The organism is Microbacterium helvum, from assembly GCF_014779795.1.
In the GTDB taxonomy this organism is placed as follows: domain Bacteria; phylum Actinomycetota; class Actinomycetes; order Actinomycetales; family Microbacteriaceae; genus Microbacterium; species Microbacterium helvum.
In genome coordinates, this window is sequence record NZ_JACXZS010000003.1 from 160,246 (window position 1) to 181,207 (window position 20,962).

Below are 20,962 nucleotides of genomic sequence, written 5' to 3' on the forward strand. Positions count from 1 at the left end.
CCGCTCGTTGAGCGAGCGAGGAACGAGCGAGACCAGCGCCGCCGGCATCCGCGCCCTCCCGCTCGTTGAGCGAGCGAGGAACGAGCGAGACGAAACGCCGCGAGCCGCCCGCCGAACCGGCCACGTGCGCGACGCACGCGTCGTGTCGAGTTCGAGAGAGCGTCTTGCGACGTTTCGTCTTCGCTCCTTCGTCGCTCCGCTCAACGAGCGGGGAGGAACGAGCCGCCCCAGGGTCAGCCGCGCAGCGCCCTGGTCACGTCGCGGGCGACGCGGTCGAGCTCGGCGGTCAGCTGATCGACCACGGTCGCCGCGAGGTCCCCGCCCCGGGCGACGTGGGTGCGCAGGTCGCTGCGCACGCGGGCGCGGAACTCGTTCACCGATGCGTCGGCGCGCTGCAGCTGCTCGCGGGCGAACACGCGGGGGTCGTCCTCGCGCGGGCCCTGAGGCGTGGCGGCGCGCTCTTCGCGGGACGCGGCGGCGAGGTCGGCCCGCAGGCTCTTCATCGCCTCGCGCACGCTGCCGCGCACCTCGTCGGCGATGAGGCGCACCGAATCGGCGAGACCCGCTTCGATGCCCTCGAGTTCGCCGGCGCGAGCCTCGACCTCGGCGTGGCCGGCCTCGGTGATCGCGTACACGGTCTTGCGGCCGTCGACGGTCTTGGTCACGAGGCCCTCCTCTTCGAGCTTCGCCAGGCGCGGATAGATGGTGCCGGCGCTGGGCGTGTAGGTGCCGCCGGTGCGGTCCGACAGGGCCTGCATGATGTCGTAGCCATGCCGCGGCCCTTCATCGAGCAGGTTCAGCAGGTACAGGCGCAGATCGCCGTGCGAGAAGACGGGGGCCATCATCCCTGCTCCCATTCGGCTTCGTCTGCGGCGCCTGAAGCCTCGGATGGAGTGGATGCCGGCGGTGTCTCATTCCCGAAGAACTCGGTCCGGCGCAGCACGGTGACGTCGCCCGACACGCTGTGGGCGCGGACGTCGGCGAAGCTGCCGCTGAGCTCGCCCACCGAGCCCGTGTAGTTGGTCGTGGGGCCCGAGCCGTTGCCCGAGCGCACGACGCCGTCGATCTGGACGCGACCGCTCACGCTGCGCACGACGTAGTTCGCGGGGTAGCCCTCGTCGAGGCGCACGGTCGCGTTGCCGCTCACGGTGTTGACGCTCACGGTGAGGATGTCGCCGGCCGAGTCGACCAGCGCCGCGCCCGAGACGGTGTCGATGGTGGCCTTGCGCAGCGCGCCGGTGGCGGCGACGTCGCCCGAGACGCTGTTGGCGTTCAGCGAGCCGACGAGCTCGCGCACCTGGACGTCGCCCGAGACGGCGTTGACCGAGAGGTCGCCGGCGAGGCCGTCGACGATGAGGTCGCCCGACACGGTGTTGAGCGAGGCGTTGCCCCGCAGCCCTGCGACCAGGCCGCTGGCGCTGACGACGCCGAGGGTCAGTGCGACCTCGCGGGGGACCGCGACGCTGATCTCGGCCTTGGGGCCGCCGGCGCCGAAGTTGCGGAACACTTCGAGGAAGTTGTCCCATCGCAGCTGCGGGTGGTCGATCTCGACGTGGTCCTCGTCGACCTCGATGCGGAGGTCCTTCACGGTGACGCCGTGCACCTCGATGCGGGCGCCGGGCTCGTCGTGGGCGATGACGTCGATCTGGCCGCCCACGAGGCCGATCTTGAGCGTGCGCACGGTCTCGATGTCGATCACGCGCGTCTCGCCCGGGTGGATGATCCACTTCTCCAGGGTCATGACTGTTCTCCTGCGGTTCTCTCTTGGGGGGTGATCCATGTCGCGATATATCGCGTATAGAAGAACGGTAACACGATATATCGCGATCTTGTCAAGAGTCCGGCGAAATCAAAGGTTGACCTTGACGCTACGTCAACCTTTACCGTGGTGGACATGAACGACGACGAGGAATGGTCGATCCAGCAGATCGCCCGGCTCGCCGGCACGACGAGCCGCACGCTCCGCCACTACGACGACATCGGGCTGCTCGCGCCGTCGAGCATCGGGCACAACGGATACCGGTACTACGACCAGGCTGCGCTCGTGCGCCTGCAGCGCATCCTGCTGCTGCGCGAGCTCGGGCTGGGGCTGCCGCAGATCGGCGAGGTGCTCGGGCGTGAGGCATCCGAGGCCCACGCCCTCGAGAGCCATCTCGCGTGGCTGCGGCAGGAGCGGGACCGGCTGGCGCGGCAGATCGCGTCGGTCGAGAGCACGATCACGGCATTGAGAGGAGGTGAACGACTGATGGCAGAGAAGATGTTCGACGGCTTCGACCACACGCAGTACAAGGACGAGGTCGAACAGCGCTGGGGCAAGAAGGCGTACGCCGACAGCGACCGCTGGTGGCGTTCCATGAGCGCAGACGACAGGGCCGCGTGGCAGAAGCGCGTGGCCGACCTCGGCAGCGACTGGATCGCGGCCGCGCAGTCCGGCATCGCGCCCGACAGCGACGAGGCGCAGGCGCTCGCGAAGCGTCACGTGGAGTGGCTGACCGGCGTGCCCGGCACCCCCGCGGCGACGCCGGGTGGCGACGTCAAGGGCTACGTGCTCGGGCTCGGCGAGATGTACGTCGCGGACCCGCGCTTCGGCAAGAACTACGGCGGCACGCAGGGCGCCGAGTTCGTACGCGACGCGCTGCGCGTGTACGCGGAGGCGCACCTCTAGACCGGAGAAAGCGGATGCCGCCACCCCGAGTGGGGTGGCGGCATCCGCTTTGTCGTCCCTGGTGTCGTCAGGTGTTGCGGTTTCCGCTCAGTACGCGGAACAGGAACGCGATGAGGGCGATGACGCCGACGATGATCGCCACCCACAGCAGCCAGTTGAGGGCGGAACTCAGTCCGCCGACGATGGCGAGAATGATGGCGATGACGATGATGATGATGAGGGCGATGTTCACGGGGGTCCTCCTCCTTCTGGTGCCGGCGTCTCTGCGCCGGTTGCCTCGTGGGCACATCACGACACTGGCACCGCACTCGGGGGTCACGTAGTGGGTTGACGCGGTCGCATCGCCGGTGATAGGCGGCCTAGAGGCGCACGGCGCGGAAGTCAACCCCTGTGAAGGCGGTGGTGTGCGCTCCTAACGTCGGCTGCATGAGCACTTCGACCGGCACCGACCCCACCACGGCCCATCGCGCGGACGGATTCCCCGCCCAGCAGCAAGAGCAGCCCGGCACGACCGACGAGACGCGCCCCACTCCTGATCACGGTGAACGCTCGTACCGCGGCGCGCTGAGGCTGAGCGATCGCCGCGCACTCATCACCGGCGGCGACTCCGGCATCGGCCGCGCCGTCGCCATCGCCTTCGCGCGAGAGGGCGCCGACGTGGCGCTGACCTTCATGCCCGAGGAGCAGCACGACGCCGACGAGACCGTCCGCTGGGTCACCGAGGCCGGCGCCAAGGCTCTGCCGATCGCCGGCGATCTGCGTGACGAGGCGTTCTGCGCCGACATCGTGACCCGCACCGTCGACGAACTCGGCGGCCTCGATGTGCTCGTGCTCAACGCGGCCTACCAGAAGGACCGCGACGGCCTGGAGACCATCCCGACCGACGAGATGGACCGCGTGTTCCGGACCAACCTCTACGCGCCCATGTTCACTGCGCGAGCGGCGATCCCGCACCTGAAGCCCGGAGCGTCGATCATCGTCACGACGTCGATCCAGGCGTTCAATCCGTCGCCCGGGCTCATCGACTATGCGATGACCAAGGCCGCACACGTCGCCTTCGTCAAGGCGCTCGCCGAAGAACTCGGGCCGAAGGGCATCCGCGTGAACGGGGTGGCACCGGGACCGATCTGGACGCCGCTCATCCCGGCGACCGGGTGGGACGCGGAGCGGCTCGCGACGTTCGGAAAGGACACGCCGCTCGGGCGCGCCGGACAGCCCGCAGAGCTCGCCGGCGCCTATGTCTACCTCGCGAGCGACGACGCGACGTACACGTCGGGCGCCATCCTGCCGGTGACCGGCGGCAAGGGACTCTGACACCGCCGCTCGGGCGGTGTCGACGAGAAGGAGGAATCATGCCCGGACGACGGGGATCCAACCTCAAGGATCGTGAACTGTACGAAGAGCTGCGCGAGGACGGCGCCTCGAAAGAGAAGGCTGCCCGCATCTCGAACGCGGCGGCGAGCCAGGGGCGCAAGAAGATCGGCAGCCGCGGCGCGAACGCCAAGGACTACGACGACCGCACCGTGCCTGAGCTGCGCAAGCGTGCGAAAGAGCTCGGACTGCACGGATACTCGGACAAGAAGAAGTCCGAGTTGATCTCGATGATCCGCAACCACTGACGACGCGGCGCGGGCCGGCATCCGGACTCGCAGGAAGGGAGGACGGATGCCGAAGCTCACGCGCGTGCGCCCGTATCACGACCCCGGGTTCCGTCGCCTGCGCGCCGGCTCGGGGTTCCGGTACGTCGACGCGAAGGGGCGCACCCCGGGGGATCGCCACCTCGACCGCATCCGCGCGCTCGTCATCCCGCCCGCCTGGCACGACGTGTGGATCAGCGCCCGCCCCGACGGGCACATCCAGGCCGTCGGCGTCGACGACGCGGGCCGGACGCAGTACCTGTACCACCCCGCGTGGACCGCCGGCAGGGACCGCGGCAAGTTCGCCCGTTCGCTGGCGCTCGCCGAGGCGCTGCCCCGGGCCCGCGCCCGTGTCACGACCTCGCTGCGCCGCTCCGCGCTCGACCGCGAGCGTGTGCTGGCGGTCGCCTTCCGCCTGCTCGATGAGGCCGCGCCCCGGATCGGCTCGGAGCGCTACCTCGCCGCGCACGGCAGTCGCGGATTGACGACGCTTCAGAGACGGGATGCCGCGGTGGAGGCATCCCTCGTCTCTCTCGCCTTCCCGGGCAAGAGCGGCAAGCGGCAGCTGCTCGAGGTCGACGACGCCGATCTCGCCGCCGTGGTCGAGCTGCTCGCAGCGGGGCGCCCGCGCTCGCCGCTGCTGGCCTGGGACCGGGCGGGGCGCCGGGTCGCGCTGACGCCGGCCGAGGTGAACGCGTACGTGCGGTCCCTGACAGGAGCCCGCTTCACCGCGAAGGACTTCCGGACGCTGCGCGGCACGATCCTCGCCGCCGACGCCCTCGCGCGCATCGGCACCGTCGACACCAAGAGCGATCTGAAGCGCGCCGAGGTGCTCGCCGTGCGGGCGACGGCCGAGGCGCTCGGCAACACCCCCGCGGTGGCGCGCGGCTCGTACATCGACCCGCGCGTGTTCGCCCGCTATCGCGACGGCCACCTGCTCGACCTGTCGATCACGCCCGAGTCCGCGATCCGCGCGCTGCTGCGCCCCGGGCGAACCGCCGGTGGAACCCCTGGTCGTTGAGCGGAGCGAGGAACGAGCGAAGACGAAACGTCGCACGCCGCCCGTCGGACCTCACACCTCGCCGACGAGTGCGCGGGCTGCGTCTCGAAAGCGGCTTGCGGCGTGTCGTCTCGCTCCGCTCGCTCAACGACCAGGTGGGGCGGACGGGCGGAAGAGGCGCCCGGAGTAGCGTGGGGGGATGCCGCAGCCCGTCGATCCTCGCGTGCTCGGGGTGACGGTCGCCGGCGGGGCCGTCGGCGTGCTGGCGCGTGGGCTGATCATCGCGCCTGTCGTCGACCCGGCCGCCGTGCCGTGGGTCACGCTCGCGATCAACGGCGTCGGTTCGCTGCTGCTCGGAGTGATCGTGGGATGGCTCGACGACCGGCATCCGCTTGCGCGCGCCTTCCTCGGCACCGGAGTGATGGGCGGTTTCACGACCTACAGCGCGTTCGCGGTGGCGACGGCGCTGTGGGTGTCCGCCCCGTGGCTCGCGGGCGGGCTGGCTGCGGCATCCCTTCTCGCCGGCGTCGCCGGAGCAGTCGCCGGGCTGTTCATCGGACGGCGCATCGCCGACGTGCCCGGCGAGATCGAGCCGATCGAGGACGCCGAGTGAGCCCCTGGCTGCTTGTCGCGGCGCTCGCCGGCGGCGTCGGCGCCGGGCTGCGCTACGTCGTCGACCGCCGGCTCACACCCGGCCGCGGGGCGCGGTTCCCGGTCGGCATCCTCGTCGTCAACGTGTCGGGCTCGTTCGTGCTCGGGGTGGTCACGGGTCTCGGCTCGGCCATCGCTCCCGAGCTGTCGCTGGTGCTGGGGCTGGGCCTGCTCGGCGGTTACACGACGTTCAGCACCGTCTCGGTCGAGACGGTGCTGCTCGCGCAGCGGCGGCGGTGGCGGGACGCCGCACTGAACCTCTTCGGAACGCTCGTGCTCGCCGCGGTGGGCGCCGGGCTGGGGCTCTGGCTGGGAGCGGTCCTCGCGCGCGTTTGACCGCATGAAATACTGAAAACCGATACACGTTCGTATCGTGCGGATTCCCGCATCCATGCACCACCTCACCCAGCGAAGGCATTGCTGTGTCGAACCTCGCCGTCCTGAGTCTCAAGAACCGCGCGCTGATCGCGCTGATCACGATCGTCGCCGCCATCTTCGGCGGCCTCGCGCTGACGAATCTCAAGCAGGAGCTCATCCCGTCCATCGAGTTCCCGGCGCTGATCGTCGTCTCGACGTACCCGGGCGCGTCGCCCGACGTCGTGAACAACGACGTGTCCACGCCGATCGAGTCGGCGATCCAGGGCGTGCCCGGGCTGGAGGGGACCACCGCGACCAGCACCACGAACGCGTCCATCGTGCAGGCGACCTTCGCCTACGGCACGGATCTCGCGACCGCCGAGCAGAAGATGACGCAGGCGATCAACCGCATCCAGTCGACGCTTCCGACCGGGGTCGAGCCGAACGTCCTGTCGGTGAGCATCGATGACCTGCCCGTCATCCAGATCGCCGTGACGGGCTACGACGACGAAGAGACCATCCAGGCGCAGCTGGAGGCATCCGTAATCCCCGATCTCGAGGACGTCGACGGTGTGAACGCCGCGCAGATCGTCGGCGGCGTCGGGCAGCGCGTCACCATCACGCCCGACCAGGCGGCGCTCGCGGCGGCCGGCTACTCGCAGCAGGCCATCAGCGACGCCCTCAAGCAGAACGGCGTGCTCTTCCCGGGCGGCGAGATCACTGAGAACGACCAGACGCTGACCGTCCAGACCGGCAGCAAGATCACCTCGGTGGACGAGATCGCAGCCCTGCCGCTCGTGCCGAGCGACGCCGAGCAGTTCGCCGGCGGGCAGAAGACCATCGGCGATGTCGCCACCGTCGTGCAGGAGACCGACCCGGTGACGAGCATCTCGCGCGTGAACGGCGAGCCGGCGCTGACGATCGCGGTGACCAAGCTGCCATCGGCGAACACCGTGGACGTCTCGCGCGGCGTGACCGCGCTGCTGCCGAGCCTGGAGGACGACATCGACGGCGTCGAATTCACCGTCGTGTTCGACCAGGCGCCCTACATCCAGCAGTCGATCGACTCGCTGGCGCAGGAGGGCCTGCTCGGCCTGGTGTTCGCGGTGATCGTGATCTTCCTTTTCCTGCTGTCTGTGCGCTCGACGCTGGTCGCGGCGATCTCGATCCCCACGAGCGTGCTGATCACGTTCATCGGCATCCAGGCGTTCGGCTTCTCGCTGAACATCCTCACCCTGGGCGCGCTGACGATCGCCATCGGACGCGTCGTCGACGACTCGATCGTCGTGATCGAGAACATCAAACGCCACTACGTCGGCGACGCCGACAAGAAGACGGCGATCCTGCGCGGCGTGCGCGAGGTCGCCACGGCGATCAGCGCCTCGACGATCACCACGGTCGCGGTGTTCCTGCCGATCGCCTTCGTGGGCGATGTCACCGGCGAACTGTTCCGACCGTTCGCGATGACCGTCACGATCGCGATGCTCGCGTCGCTGTTCGTGGCGCTCACGATCGTGCCGGTGCTGGCGTACTGGTTCCTCAAGCCCGGCAAGCCGATCCTCACGTCCGAAGGCGTGGCGATCGACCCCGAGGACCCTGCGGCACCGCCGAGCCGGCTGCAGAAGTCGTACCTGCCGATCCTCACCTGGACGCTCAAGCACTCGTGGGTGACCCTGCTCATCGCGGTGCTGGTGCTCGGCGGCACGATCGCCATGGCGCCGTTCATGAAGACGAACTTCCTCGGCGACTCGGGTCAGAACACGTTCACCGTCACGCAGGACCTCGGTCCCGCGCCCAGCCTCGAGTCCGAGGACGCGGCCGCCCAGCCCGTCGAAGAGGCGCTGCTCGGCATCGACGGGATCGAGACCGTGCAGGTGTCGATCGGCTCCAGCGGTTCGGCCCTGCGCGATGCCTTCAGTGGCGGCAGCGCCGGGATCACGTACTCGATCACGACCGACCCCGACGCCGACCAGGTCGCGCTTCGCGAGGATGTGCAGCAGGCGCTCGCCGACCTCGACGACGTGGGCACGCTCACCGTCGGCACGGGCAACGGCGGCTTCGGCTCCAGCGACATCGAAGTGGACGTGACGGCCCCCGACTCCGAGACGCTCGCCGATGCGACGGACACCGTGGTGGATGCGGTCACCGGCGCCGACGGCGTCGGCCAGGTCTCGAGCAACCTCTCGGCCTCGCTCCCGTACATCGCCGTCGAGGTCGACCGCGACAAGGCCGCACAGCTCGGCCTGTCGGAGGTCGCCGTCGGCGGTCTGGTCTCGGCGGCCATGCAGCCGCAGCAGGGCGGCACGGTCGAGATCGACGACACCACGCTGACGGTCTACATCGCGGCATCCGATCCGCCGGCTTCGCTCGACGAGCTGCGCGCCCTTCCGGTGCCGAGCGCGACGGGCCTGGTGACGCTGTCGGACGTCGCGACGGTCGAAGAGAGCACCGGCCCTGCGTCGATCACCACCGAGGACGGCCGGCGCACCGCGACGGTGACGGTCTCGCCGTCGACCGACGACCTGGCCACCGCGACCGCATCGGTCACGCAGGCGATCGCCGACGCCGAGCTGCCGAAGTCGGCCGACGCCGCCATCGGCGGCGTGGCCTCGCAGCAGGGCGACGCGTTCTCGCAGTTGGGTCTGGCGATGCTCGCCGCGATCCTCATCGTGTACATCGTGATGGTGGCCACGTTCCGCTCGCTGCGCCAGCCGCTGCTGCTGCTCGTGTCGGTTCCGTTCGCGGCGACCGGTGCGATCCTGCTGCAGATCATCACGGGCGTGCCGCTGGGCGTCGCGTCGCTCATCGGCGTGCTGATGCTCATCGGCATCGTCGTGACGAACGCGATCGTGCTCGTGGACCTCGTGAACCAGTACCGCGAGAAGGGTCTGTCGACGCACGACGCCACTCTCGCGGGTGGGTCCCGCCGACTGCGGCCCATTCTCATGACCGCGCTCGCGACGATCTTCGCCCTCACTCCGATGGCGCTGGGGATCACCGGCCACGGCGGGTTCATCTCGCAGCCCCTCGCGATCGTCGTGATCGGCGGACTGATCTCGTCGACCGTGCTGACCCTGCTCGTGCTGCCGACTCTCTACAACCTCGTCGAGGGCGCCAAGGAGCGTCGTGCGGCCCGTCGCCGCGGCGGCGACGGGCCTGGCGACGGCGGCGGTCCTGGTGGCGGCGGCGACGGCCCGGCTCCCGAGGGCGAGGGTTCTGATGGAGCGGATGCCGGTGACGACCGCGAGGGTGAGCTCGTGGCTGTCGGCGCATCCGGCGCTGCCGCGGCGGCCGCCGGTGATGAGGGCGGTGCCGGGGGCGCCGCTGCCGCAGGCGCCGCGGGTGCGGCCGTGTTCGAGACGCGCCGCGAGCGTCGAGCGCGTGAGGCGGCGGGCCGACGCAAGGGCGCGGTTGCCGCGGAGACCGCCGCGACCGCTGTGCCGGTGATCGAGGAGGGCCCCGACGTCGAGGTGTCGTCGACGCAGCCCGCGCCGGATGCGGTGGCGGGTGAGGCGGGCGTCGAGGCTATGGCCGACGGTCCCGAGCTCGAGGCGTCTCCTGCCGAGGCCACGCCGGATGCGGCGGCGACCGTCTCCGACGAGCGTGCCGTGGAATCGACTTCTGCAGAGGGCGAGCCGGAGGCCGGTGCGGCCGAGTCGGCTGCGGCTGACGTTCCCGAGGCGGAGGCGTCCGAGGTGGAGGCGTCCGAGGTGGAGGCGTCCGAGGTGGAGTCTTCCGAGGCTTCGCCGATGGATGCTGCCGAGCCGGCCTCCGACGAGGCCGCGGCCGCGCCCTCAGCCGCCGAGAGCGTCGAGTCGGTCGCGGCCGACACAGCTGAGGCAGCCGAGACGACCGACGCCGAACCCCAGGACACGTCGGAGGAGCCGGCAGTCGTGGAGTCCGCGGTCGAGGCGGCCGAGGATGGGGCTGCGGAGGATGCGAGCGTCGACGAAGCGGGTGTCGAGGAAGCCGCTGCGGAGGAGCCTGCGGACGAGGCAGCCGACGCAACGGAGACCGCGGACGACGAGGGCTCTGCGGACGCCGCAGGGCAGGCGGAGCCCGGGGAGCCCGGGGAGCCCGCGGAGGCTCAGGAGTCCGAGGCTCCTGCGGAGCCCGAGGGGGCCGAGGTTCCCGCGGCGTCCGAGGTGCCTGCGGAGCCCGAGGGGGCCGAGGTTCCCGCGGAGACCGAGCCCGCGGCGCCGACGGACGGTCCGGAGCTCGAGGCGGCCGTCGACGAGTCCGAGCCGCAGTCCGAGTCGAACGTTCGCGAGGATGAGTCCGCCGCGACGGCGGATGCGGGATCCGACGAGGAGTCAGAGCATCCGGAACAGGCTGACCCGCAGCAGGCCGACCACGATCAGCCAGAGCCCGACGACACCGCGAAGCCGGAGCGCCGCGACGACGCCTGACGGTTTCACAGAGAGGGATGGTTGCTCCGCGGCTTGCGGCATCCATCCCTCTCTTCGTTTCGGGCACCGCGAACCAGGGGATTCCGCACCCGAACCAGGGGATTCACACCGAGACCGGGGGCCACGTCCCCGAGTTCGCCGAGATCTCCCCGTCTCGCCGAGACCGGGGATCTGCTCGCCGAAGCAGGGGCGAGGTCAGCGGCCGCGCTGCAGCCAGGGGCGCAGCAGTCGGGTGACCGCGGGGAGCACGGCGTACGTCATCACCGGCGTGAGCAGCACCGTCGACAGCAGCACGCGGGCGATCAGCGGCCACTCCGCGAAGCCGGGCACGTAGCCGAGCAGCCATGAGGCGAGGAGGTTCGTCGGGAAGAACCCGAGCCAGATCGTGACGGCCTGCTTGTACCGCGGCGGGGCGGCCGGGATGGGCTGCTGGATCGGGCCGGTGGCCGGCGCCGCGGGGCCCCTCGTCTCGACGTTCCCCACGCCCTCTCCACTCGCCGCTGGCGCGTCGAGCGGAGCCTCTGGGCGCGTGGGCCCAGTCGCGAACGGAGCGTCGAACCAGCCCTCGATGCCGGTGCGTCGCTCGACCTTGACCTCGCGGGCGAAAGCACGGCCGGAGTCGAGCCACCAGCCGCGCTGCGGCGAATCCTCCCAGCCCTCCAGGGTCGGGATGTCGCGGAAGCGGTACAGCATGTACCAGAGGTCGCTGCCTTCGCCCGCGCGGACCCAGCCCGACCCGAGGAAGCCCTCGAAGCCGGCGGCCAGATCGGTGCCCGCCTGCATCCAGCTCGTGGCCTCTGCGGTGCGGGACGGGTCGATGCGACGTTCGATCGCGACGGTGACGGGGTGGGCCACGGGTTCTGCCATGGCATCCATTCTGAGTCCGCTCGCGCGGGTTCGGCGTCCAGCGGCTCTGCAGGTGCGGACGCGGAGGCGAGCGCGCGGGGCAGGCACAGCAGCCAGATGCCCATCGTGACGAACGCGACGAACTCGAACAGCGCGAGCGTGATCATCCCCGCCGTGAGCACGACCATGCCGACCGCCAGCAGCGTGACGCACAGTGCCGTCGCGCTGCGGAAGCGCCGGCTGCGTCCGGGCAGCGCGAGCCCCGATGCGACCGTCGACAGGAACGACAGCCCGAGACCCGTCGCGATCACGTCGTGCATCTCGGGGCTCACCGGGATCGGCACCAGGCCGACCGCGGTCAGGTGCAGCCCCGCCGAGACGATCGACCCACGGAACGAGCGCGTGGCGCGACGACGGATGCCCCGGGGGAGCGCCACCGCCACGAGGACTCCGTACGCAGCGAGGAAGAAGCCCGCGAAGATCGCGGTGGCGTTGAACATGCGGCCGGAGAAGTCCGAGTGCGTTCCCAGCTGCGAGAAATGGTGCTGCCACCAGGTCGCATCGTGCGTGGTCAGCACCGCGATGAGCACACCCGCGGGCAGCGACAGCACCGCGAGCCGGCCGATGCGGTGCGCGACGGCGACACCCGCGACGTCGACGGCCGGTGTGGTCGGCGAGATCTTGTCCGGTATGGATGCCGGCAGCGAAGAGGCCGCGGCGAGGGCCGGAGCGGCGGATCCGCCGGTGACGTCTGAAAGGGTCGTGGGAGGCATTCGACTCACGATCGGTTCGGTGCGACGCGTTGTCCGGTACGGCGCATCCCCAGATGGACCGATCCGGAGCCTCGTCGACGATATGACGACAGATTCCCCAGTGGAACGGGGACGCCGAACTGCACAAAACCCCAGTTCAGCGGTGACCCCCCGGTCGGCGGCAAGCCGCTGTGGCAACAGTAGCCCGCGCCGCCGACGGAAGGCTGGCTGTTGACAGAACATGACCCGCCGCACCTGTGCGCCAGGCGCCGCAGAGCGGACTGCGGAGTGCGGCGGGCGGCGACGGAGTGCGGCGTCTCGGCCGCGTGTGCGAAAGGGCCGTCGGAGCCTCACGCGGCCGGTGAACACGCGCGGGTACCCTGGAGAGGCCGGCTCACGCAAGCGATGTGCTCGCGCGCGCGGGTGCCCGCGGACCGCACCCAGGAGGAGCCGGATGCCCAAGAACAAGAAGCCCGGCGGCGGCCGGGCCCCGAAGAACTACGACCCGCGCTACAACCCCCGCGCCCGCGGCGCTCAGGCAGCGCGCGGTCGAGACGCCGGCGAGGACCAGAAGCGCCGGCCGGGGGAGTCCTCGGCGGGCAAGGCCGGCAGCCGCAGCCCTGGCCACCGCGGATTCCGCGCTGAGTCCGCCGAAGCACCCAAGCGTCGCTGGACCGAGCAGGAGCGCGCGGGTCGCGACGAGGCGAGGTCCATACGATCGCACGCGCGTGATGACCGGCCGCGGCGGGACGACCGCGACCACCCGGATGACCGGCCGCGTCGGGACGACCGGCCGCGCCGGGACGACCGTCCGCGTCGGGACGACCGTCCGCGTCGGGACGCGCCGCGCCGCGATGATCGGCCGCGGCGGGATGACCCGGCGCGCGGAGGCGATCGGCCGCGGCGGGATGACCGTCCGCGTCGCGATGACGGCGTCCGGCCGGATGTCGTGCACGAGCGTCTTCACGCCGATGCCGTCGTCCCCACCGAGGTCGAAGGGACGACCTTCGCTGCCCTCGGCCTCGGGCAGAACATCGTCAAGACGCTCGACGAGCTCGGGGCGCGGCATCCCTTCGCCATCCAGGCGGCGACGATCCCGGCGATCCTCGAAGGCCGCGATGTGCTCGCGCGCGGGCGCACCGGGTCGGGCAAGACCATCGCGTTCGGCGCCCCGCTCGTCGAGAGCGTGCTGCGCTCGCAGGCCGGCCAGAAGCGCGAGTTCGGACGCCCGCCCCGTGCGCTGATCCTCGCGCCGACCCGCGAGCTCGCCCTGCAGATCGACGCGACGATCCAGCCGATCGCCCGCAGCGTCGGCCTGTTCACGACGCAGATCTACGGCGGCGTCCCGAAGGCGCGTCAGCTGGGTGCGCTCAAGAAGGGCATCGACATCGTGATCGGCACTCCGGGCCGCATCGAGGACCTCGTCGAGTCCCGCGCGCTCGACCTCTCTGAGGTGCGCGTCGCGGTGCTCGACGAAGCCGATCACATGTGCGAGCTGGGCTTCTTGCAGCCCGTGCAGCGCATCATGCGCCGCACGCCTCGCGACTCGCAGCGGCTGCTGTTCTCAGCGACTCTCGACGGCGAGGTGTCGGCGCTCGTGAAGGAGTTCCTCACGAAGCCCGCTGTCTACGAGGTGGCCGGCGAGACGCAGCACTCGGGCACGATCGACCATCGCGTGCTCGTCGTCGACCATAGGGACAAGGCCGAGATCCTGCGATCGCTCGTCGACCGCGACGGCAAGACGCTCGTGTTCACCCGGACGCGCGCGTACGCCGAGATGCTCGCCGAGCAGTTCGACGCCGCGGGCGTCCGCGCCCTCGCGCTGCACGGCGACCTCGACCAGGCACGGCGCACGCGCAACCTCGAGAAGCTGACGTCGGGCCGGATCGACGTGCTGGTGGCGACCGATGTCGCCGCGCGTGGCATCCACGTCGACGACATCGATCTCGTGGTGCAGGCCGACCCGCCCGACGAGTACAAGACATATCTGCACCGCTCGGGACGCACCGGACGCGCGGGGCGCGAAGGAACGGTCGTGACGCTCGTGACGCGTGCGCGACGCGCGCGTCTTGAAGAGCTGCTGGACCGTGCCGACATCGAGGCCCCCTTCACGGAGTTCCGCCCCGGCGACACCCTCTGATCGGCGCGGAAGGCAGCTCCGCAGTCACGATCGGCCACTTCGCGTACGTGCGGGAGGTGGAAAGTGACTGCGGAGCGTGTCGGGGCGGAGTGTGTCAGGCCACCCGTGCGCTGCGGGCCGTCGCGCTGACGAGCGCGGCCACGGCGCCGACCAGCAGGCCGGGGACGATCGCCGTGAGGGCGGAGATCAGGATGCCGGCGGCCAGTGTCGCGAGATACGTGCCGAGATCGGCATGCACCGCGAAGCTCATGAAGACCGCGCGCACGAGGTTGCCCGCGATCATCGCCACGATCGTCACCCACATCCCTCGGCCGAAGGCGCGGCCGGCGTGCGGGCGAAGGCGCTTGCGGGACGCGGCGCGCAGCATCGCCCACGCCACGGCCAGCATCACGAGGACGCCGACCGTGTCGGCGATCCAGAACGCCCACGTGGTCTCGCCGAGCGGCATGAGTCGCAGCGGTGGCCACAGGAACGGCAGACCCGCAGCCGCGGGGATCGCGATGTACGGGACCCACGTGGTGAGCGTCCCGGTGAGCGGCCAGATGCCGGCCAGCACCGCGACGACGAGCAGCATGACGAGCGTGGCCACGTCGGAGCGGCCGAGAGCGGGGGGTGTCTTCGTCGGCACCGGTCGATGATAGCCTCCGTTGCGCGCGGGTTCACACCCCCCGACCCGCGACGGCCCCGTCGGAGAGGACGGTCCCCCATGCTCGGTCCGCGCGCCATCCTGGCGATCACTCTCGGCGCGATGGTGGTGGTCGGGGGAGCAGCGGCCGCGCTGCGGACGCCTGGTCCGGCATCCGCCTCTTCGTTCGTCGAGGACGACGACGGGCGCGCGATCGTGGCGAACGGATTCAACACGGCGTCGAGCTCGAAGTCGGCGCCCGACGGCATGCCCGAGTTCACCGAGGACGATCTGGTCGCGGAGTATGCCGATACCGGCACGGACTTCGTGCGGTTCCTGATCTCGTGGCGCAAGGTCGAGCCCGAGCCGGGGGAGTACGACCAGGGCTATCTCGACGACGTCGCCGAACGTGTCGGGTGGTACGCCGACCGCGGCTATCACGTGATGCTCGACATGCATCAGGACCTGTGGAGCGGTGCCATCACGCCGGACGGCGACACCGGCAACGGCGCCCCGGCATGGGCGACCGACATGGACGGGCTGCCGGTCGCCGACCACGACATGTGGGAGCTCTACTACCTCGAACCCGGCGTCATCCGCGCCTTCGACAACTTCTGGAACACCACCGGCGAACACCCCGAGCTGGCCGAGCACTATGCGAACGCGTGGCGCGCGGTCGCCGATCGCTTCGCCGACGAGCCCGCGGTCGTCGCCTACGACCTCATGAACGAGCCGTACGGCGGCACGGTGCAGGGCCCCGCGTTCGAGGCCGGCCCGCTGACGTCGCTGTACCAGCGCACCGCCGACGCGATCCGCGAAGTGGACTCCGACACGTGGGTGTGCGTCGAGCCGCAGGCCCTCGGCTTCAACTGGGGCCTGCCGAGCGGGCTCGGCGCGATCGCGGACGCCCGTGAGGGCGAGCCGCGCATCGCGTTCTGCCCGCACCTGTACCCGCTGCCGATGGACCTGGGCGACGGGTTCTCCGGCGCGAGCCGCGATCTCGTGAAGGGCACCGTGTCGGCGTGGGCGTCGAACACGCTGCGCACCGCCGAGGCGCTGGGCGGTGTGCCGGTGATCCTCGGCGAGTTCGGGCTCGACACGACGCTGCCCGGCGCGCTGGACTACGTCGACCTCGTCTATCGCACCGCGGATGCCGCCGGCATGGGCGTCGTGTACTGGTCGCGCGACCCCGGCAGCTGGGGACCGTACGAGACCGACGGCACTCCCCGCAACCTCATCGGCACCATCGAGCGCCCGTACCCGCGCGTGGTGGCGGGACCGGTCTCGTCGTGGACGGTCCGCGACGGCGAGCTCGTCCTGCACTTCGACGGCGACTCAGACGGCTCCGGCTCCGACGGCTCCCACCCCACGAGCGAGGCGTATCTTCCCGCCGACCGCTTCCCGCAGGGCGGTGTCGTCGACGGCGGCGAGGTCGTCGAGTGGGATGCCGCCACCCGCGTGCTCTCCTTCACGATCGATCCGGGCGCCGAGACCGTCACCATCACCCCGGCATCCTGAATCGGGGCCTTCCGCCGGGTGCGGCCGCCGGCATCCACTCTTCGCTCTTCCGGTCGACGGGCCTTCAGTGCCAGAATTGTGGCATGGCATTTGTTAGGATGCTTACCTAATTAGCGCGATGGATGCCGCACACCCACGACGAAGGAGTTCTGCGTGTCCAGACACCGAAAGCCGGCGCTCGCCGCCGCCCTCACCGGAGCCGTCACGGGCGCTCTCGCGCTCGGCCTGCTCGCCGCCCCGCCGGCGCTCGCGGCGCCCGAGGACGCGACGCCGACCACTGCGATCAACGGCTACCGCAACGTCGGGTACTACGGGCAGTGGCGAGCCACCGGCGAGGCGCAGGCCACGGTCAAGCGGGTGCTCGTCGACGGCGGTGCCGCCGCGAACCTCACCCACCTCAACTACTCGTTCGGCAACATCGCCGGAGATCAGGCCGCGCTCGACGCTGCCCGCGCCGCGGGCGCGAACGGCCTCGACGGCGTGCAGCCGTACACGTGCTTCATCTCGGACACCCCTGCCCCCGGCGCCGGCCAGACCGACACCGCCGGCGACGCCGACAGCGACTTCGTGCACGCGTTCACCGCCGAGCAGTCCGTGCTCGGCATCGCCGACTCGGCCAAGCAGAGGCTCGCCGGCAACTTCAACCAGCTCGCCCAGCTGAAGCGCCTGTACCCCGACCTCAAGGTCAGCGTGTCGCTCGGCGGCTGGTCGTGGTCGAAGTCGTTCTCGAAGGCCGTCGCCACGGCCGAGAGCCGCTCCGCGCTCGCGAGCTCGTGCATCGACCTGTACATCCGCGGCAACCTGCCGGTGATCGGCGGCCGCGGCGGGGCGGGCGCGGCCGCCGGCGTCTTCGACGGCTTCGACCTCGACTGGGAGTGGCCGGGTGCGCCGGAATGGGCGCAAGAGGTCGGCAACACCGTCGACCCCGTCAATGACAAGGCGAACTTCCTCGCGTTCGTGAAAGAGCTGCGCGCGCAGCTGGACGCCGTCGAGAGCGAGACGGGACGCGACTACGAGATCTCGGCGTTCCTGCCGGCGGGTCCGACCCAGATCGCCGCAGGGGGCTGGAACGACCCCGAGCTGTTCGAGTACCTCGACTTCGCGAACCTGCAGGGCTACGACCTGTGGGGCTCGTGGACGCCGCAGACCGGCCACCAGGGCAACGTGTACGGCGACCCGGCCCACAACTGGGGCCTCGGGCTCGACACCGTCGTCGCCTCGTACGTGAACGCCGGCGTCGACCCGTCGCAGCTGAACCTCGGCCTCGCCGCATACGGCCAGGGCTGGTCGGACGCCGAGCCGGAGCCGTGGACCGCCTCCGGCTCTGGACTGACGCAGATCACATGGGACCAGCTCAAGGCTCGTGACCTCGAGATCCACCACGAGTACACCGCCGACGGGCGCTTCGACGCGACCTGGGGCTACGACGCCGCGAACCGCCAGTTCTGGTCGTTCGACGACGAGACCGCGGTCGCCGAGAAGGCCGCGTGGGCGCTCTCCAAGGGGCTCGGCGGCGTCGACTTCTGGGAGGTCGGCAACGACGTCGCGGGCGACCTTCCGGCCGCCTCGGCCGCCGTGCTGCGCGCAGCCGCGGCCGGACCGGTCGCCGGTCCCGCGAAGCTCGACTGCGCGGCGACGTCCGGTGCCGCGTCAACGCCCTGGAACGCCCGCACCACCTACCGTGGCGGCGAACTCGTGTTCCTCGACGGCCGCGTGTTCGAGGCGCAGTGGTACGCGAAGGGCGATGTGCCCGGGGCGTCCGCGAAGGGCCCGTGGTCGACGCTCACCGCGTGCGGCGTCGACCCGGCGACGGTGCAGTCCTGGTACGCCGACCGCATCTACGACAAGGGCGACCAGGTGGTCTACGGCGGCGTGACCTACACGGCGCAGTGGTGGAGCCGCAACGACGTCCCCGGCGGCAAGCACAGCCCCTGGAAGCGCTGAGCACTCGGCATCGGCGGGCGCTCCTGCGGGGGCGCCCGCCTTCGCGTGCTGCCGTGGCGCGTCCTGTCCGGCAGGACTTCCTGTGCTGTGCGCGCACGAACGGAGGCGAGTGGATGCTCCCGACGCCCCTGCGCGTCCACTTCACGCCGCGCGGGGCCTCGAAGGCGCGCGATCCCGGACGCCCGGCATCCACTCGGCGAGGCGTCAGGCGGTCGGCGACCCGATCGTCGCGACGAGCGCGGGATCGCCGCCGAGGGCGACCAGTCGTGACCGGAGCGCGACTGCGGCGCGCTCGTACGGTTCCACGCTCTCGTACAGCAGAGAGCGCGTGTTGGCGGACTCGAGCAGCGAGACCATCTCGAACGTCAGCTGTCGGGCGTCATCGAGGAGAGGCAGCTCGCCGGCGGCCATCGCGTGCTCGAGGCTGGCTGTGAGGTAGTCCTCCCACTCCTGGTCGGCGGCGACGACGGCGTCGCGCACGGTGCCAGGCTTGGCGGCGAACTCGACGGAGGCAGCGGCGAAGAAGCAGCCGCCGCGGAACACCCGCTCCCGCGAGTAGGTCAGCCAGTCGGTGAGCAGAGCGCACACGCGCACCAGCCCTCGCGGCGTACGGGCGCGCGCCGGCGTCGTCACGGTGTCGATGAACACCTCGCGCGCTGCGGCGACCGCGGCGAGCTGCAGCTGCTCTTTCGAGCCGAAGAGCGTCGCGATGCCGCTCTTGCTGTGGCCGGATGCGTCGGCTAGTCGCCCGATCGTGAGGCCGTCGAGACCCTCCACGGTCGCGGTGTCGATCGCGTGGGTGAGCACGGCGCGTCGCGACTCGTCGCCGCGGGCACGACGTCGATCGATCGGGGCTTGTGTCACGTTCCGAGGTTACCGTACGATCGTTCGTATTCATAAGTACGATCGTTCGTATTCTTCGGATCGGAGCATCATGAATCCCGCACTCAGCCTCTCGTCCGCGGTCGTCCGAACGGCCGGCGCGATCTCGCCCCGGTTGGGCGCTGCGGCCGCGATGCCGTTCTTCGGCCATGTCGCCCGGCCTCGCCCGGTGACGGCCGACGATTCCCCCACGATGTCGCTCGCACGGCGCCGCACCATCGGCATTCCCGGCATCGACAGACGCGGCGCTGACGTCGTCGTCTACGAGTGGGGGCGCGGCCCGCGCACCGTGGTGCTGGCGCACGGATGGATCGGCCGCGCCAGCCAGTTCTCGGCACTCGTGCGTGAACTCGTCGCCGAGGGCTACCGCGTCGTCGCGTTCGACGCCCCGGCGCACGGCGGATCGCCCGGGCGTCACTCTTATCTGGCGGACTGGCTCGACATCTTCGCCGAGCTGCAGACGCGGCATGGCGCGTTCGACGCGATCATCGGCCACTCGTTCGGCGGACTGGCGACGCTCGTCGGTGTCGCAGGAGGGGTGGATGCCGCACGCGTGGTCACGATCTCGGCCCTGGCCGACGCGGACGAGGTGCTGCGCGAGTTCCAGCTGATGCTCGGTCACTCCGACGCCGTCAGCGCTCGGCTGCGCGAGCGCTTCGCGGCGCGGTACTTCGCCGGGGATCCCGACCCGTTCGCGTGGCTGTCGGCCGTGCGGCGCCCACTGCCGCCCGACATGCCGCTGCTCATCGCACACGACGAGGGCGACCGCCTCGTGCCGTTCGGCGAAGCCCTGCGCATCGCGTCGGCGAACCCGGGTGCGGCGCTGCTGCCGACGGCGGGCTTCGGGCACAATCGCATCCTCGCCGCAGACGTCGTGCTCGATGCCGTGGTGGACTTCGTGACGGCGGACGCGTCGGACGTGGCGCGCACCCCCGCGCCCACGCCCGAGTCCGCGTTGCCCGCACCCACGCCCGCGCCCGCGCCGAGCGAGGTTCTGGTGCCCTGACGCACGTGTGGGCCGCCCGTCCTCCGTGGTTCGGGTGGCGCCAAGGGTTGCTTCGTGCCTCGGGATGCCGCATTGTGCGCCACTTGAGGGTCGGGGGCGTGGGTGCTCGTCGCGGCCTGCGGCAGAATCGGACGGTGCGAAGGCTGCGACCCAGAGAGGTGCTCACCACCGGCGGCGTGATCGCGTCGGTGGTGATGGTGGTCTTCGGGCTCGGGCTGATCGTGCTCTGCGTGACGTTGCTCGTGCAGGAGCTGCGGGCCGGCACCGGCATCTTCGAGACGGTCGGGATCGCGAAGCCGACGCCGTTCTGGCTGGCGCTCATCGGTGCGTGCCTGGGCATCCTGGGTGGGGGAAAGCTCGCGCTCGACAGCGCCGGCTACCTCGTTCGCGCCGCCCGCGGTGAGCTCCCCAGGCGCGACGGCAGTCGGCCCACCCGCCGCACGTACGTCGTCCGCAGGGCGTCGCGGCACCAGCGGCAGGTGTGGGCGCGGTCGGCCGAGGCGCGCCGGCAGCGCGACGCCGGCGAATGA

Annotated in this window: 18 protein-coding genes and 1 pseudogene; 12 read left to right on the forward strand and 7 right to left on the reverse strand. The window is 70.9% G+C overall.

Annotated elements, in window-relative coordinates; all coding sequences use genetic code 11:
• Positions 1–233 precede the first annotated feature (233 nt).
• Both IF188_RS06070 and IF188_RS06075 read right to left on the reverse strand, forming a co-directional pair.
• The gene (locus tag IF188_RS06070) at positions 234–842 is read right to left on the reverse strand and encodes a PadR family transcriptional regulator (RefSeq protein ID WP_191171061.1); all 609 of its coding nucleotides are present in this window, start codon (positions 840–842) and stop codon (positions 234–236) included.
• The gene (locus tag IF188_RS06075) at positions 842–1,741 is read right to left on the reverse strand and encodes a DUF4097 family beta strand repeat-containing protein (protein WP_191170895.1); all 900 of its coding nucleotides are present in this window, start codon (positions 1,739–1,741) and stop codon (positions 842–844) included. Before IF188_RS06075 ends, IF188_RS06070 begins: the two co-directional genes overlap by 1 nt.
• A gap of 153 nt (positions 1,742–1,894) precedes the next feature.
• Here IF188_RS06075 and IF188_RS06080 point away from each other — a divergent pair, with 153 nt between their 5' ends.
• Positions 1,895–2,665, forward strand: coding sequence for a MerR family transcriptional regulator (locus tag IF188_RS06080; RefSeq protein WP_191170896.1), 771 nt, complete (start codon positions 1,895–1,897; stop codon positions 2,663–2,665).
• 67 nt (positions 2,666–2,732) lie between these two features.
• Here IF188_RS06080 and IF188_RS06085 read toward each other — a convergent pair whose 3' ends face one another.
• Positions 2,733–2,897, reverse strand: a complete 165-nt coding sequence (locus IF188_RS06085) for a hypothetical protein (RefSeq protein ID WP_185843108.1) — start codon at positions 2,895–2,897, stop codon at positions 2,733–2,735.
• A 194-nt stretch (positions 2,898–3,091) separates the two neighbouring features.
• On the opposite strand from IF188_RS06085, the gene IF188_RS06090 reads away from it, so the two are divergent.
• The 6 genes from IF188_RS06090 to IF188_RS06115 all read left to right on the forward strand — a co-directional run bounded on the left by IF188_RS06090 (position 3,092) and on the right by IF188_RS06115 (position 10,719).
• Positions 3,092–3,979 (forward strand): SDR family oxidoreductase, encoded by an 888-nt coding sequence (locus tag IF188_RS06090; protein ID WP_191170897.1) that lies wholly within the window; start codon positions 3,092–3,094, stop codon positions 3,977–3,979.
• Between the two features lie 38 nt (positions 3,980–4,017).
• Entirely contained in the window at positions 4,018–4,284 is a 267-nt protein-coding gene (locus IF188_RS06095) for a DUF7218 family protein (protein WP_191170898.1), read from the forward strand.
• Positions 4,285–4,330: 46 nt separating this feature from the next.
• Positions 4,331–5,323 (forward strand): DNA topoisomerase IB, encoded by a 993-nt coding sequence (locus IF188_RS06100; protein ID WP_191170899.1) that lies wholly within the window; start codon positions 4,331–4,333, stop codon positions 5,321–5,323.
• Positions 5,324–5,501: 178 nt separating this feature from the next.
• A complete protein-coding gene (locus IF188_RS06105; RefSeq protein WP_191170900.1) occupies positions 5,502–5,915 on the forward strand; it encodes a fluoride efflux transporter FluC in 414 nt (137 codons plus the stop codon).
• A complete protein-coding gene (gene crcB, locus IF188_RS06110; RefSeq protein ID WP_191170901.1) occupies positions 5,912–6,289 on the forward strand; it encodes a fluoride efflux transporter CrcB in 378 nt (125 codons plus the stop codon). Before IF188_RS06105 ends, crcB begins: the two co-directional genes overlap by 4 nt.
• A gap of 86 nt (positions 6,290–6,375) precedes the next feature.
• Positions 6,376–10,719, forward strand: a complete 4,344-nt coding sequence (locus IF188_RS06115) for an efflux RND transporter permease subunit (RefSeq protein ID WP_191170902.1) — start codon at positions 6,376–6,378, stop codon at positions 10,717–10,719.
• 195 nt (positions 10,720–10,914) lie between these two features.
• On the opposite strand, the gene IF188_RS06120 is transcribed toward IF188_RS06115, so the two are convergent.
• On the reverse strand, positions 10,915–11,586 hold the full coding sequence (locus tag IF188_RS06120; protein ID WP_396652743.1) for an antibiotic biosynthesis monooxygenase: 672 nt from the start codon (positions 11,584–11,586) through the stop codon (positions 10,915–10,917).
• Positions 11,587–11,726: 140 nt separating this feature from the next.
• Positions 11,727–12,560, reverse strand: a pseudogene (locus IF188_RS20660) (DUF998 domain-containing protein); the annotation flags it as partial.
• A gap of 211 nt (positions 12,561–12,771) precedes the next feature.
• On the opposite strand from IF188_RS20660, the gene IF188_RS06130 reads away from it, so the two are divergent.
• Entirely contained in the window at positions 12,772–14,457 is a 1,686-nt protein-coding gene (locus IF188_RS06130; protein WP_191170904.1) for a DEAD/DEAH box helicase, read from the forward strand.
• A 94-nt stretch (positions 14,458–14,551) separates the two neighbouring features.
• On the opposite strand, the gene IF188_RS06135 is transcribed toward IF188_RS06130, so the two are convergent.
• On the reverse strand, positions 14,552–15,085 hold the full coding sequence (locus tag IF188_RS06135; protein ID WP_191170905.1) for a hypothetical protein: 534 nt from the start codon (positions 15,083–15,085) through the stop codon (positions 14,552–14,554).
• A 78-nt stretch (positions 15,086–15,163) separates the two neighbouring features.
• Between IF188_RS06135 and IF188_RS06140 the strand changes: the two genes are divergently transcribed.
• Both IF188_RS06140 and IF188_RS06145 read left to right on the forward strand, forming a co-directional pair.
• Positions 15,164–16,600, forward strand: a complete 1,437-nt coding sequence (locus IF188_RS06140; RefSeq protein WP_191170906.1) for a glycoside hydrolase family 5 protein — start codon at positions 15,164–15,166, stop codon at positions 16,598–16,600.
• Positions 16,601–16,753: 153 nt separating this feature from the next.
• Entirely contained in the window at positions 16,754–18,544 is a 1,791-nt protein-coding gene (locus IF188_RS06145) for a glycosyl hydrolase family 18 protein (protein ID WP_191170907.1), read from the forward strand.
• 204 nt (positions 18,545–18,748) lie between these two features.
• Here IF188_RS06145 and IF188_RS06150 read toward each other — a convergent pair whose 3' ends face one another.
• Positions 18,749–19,408 carry a TetR/AcrR family transcriptional regulator gene (locus IF188_RS06150; RefSeq protein WP_191170908.1) on the reverse strand — a complete coding sequence of 220 codons (660 nt, stop codon included), beginning with the start codon at positions 19,406–19,408 and terminating at the stop codon, positions 18,749–18,751.
• 70 nt (positions 19,409–19,478) lie between these two features.
• Here IF188_RS06150 and IF188_RS06155 point away from each other — a divergent pair, with 70 nt between their 5' ends.
• Together IF188_RS06155 and IF188_RS06160 are read left to right on the forward strand one after the other, a co-directional pair.
• Positions 19,479–20,432: an alpha/beta fold hydrolase gene (locus IF188_RS06155; protein ID WP_191170909.1), complete on the forward strand. Its 954-nt coding sequence runs from the start codon at positions 19,479–19,481 to the stop codon at positions 20,430–20,432.
• Positions 20,433–20,566: 134 nt separating this feature from the next.
• Complete coding sequence (locus tag IF188_RS06160) at positions 20,567–20,962, forward strand: hypothetical protein (protein WP_191170910.1); 396 nt, start codon at positions 20,567–20,569, stop codon at positions 20,960–20,962.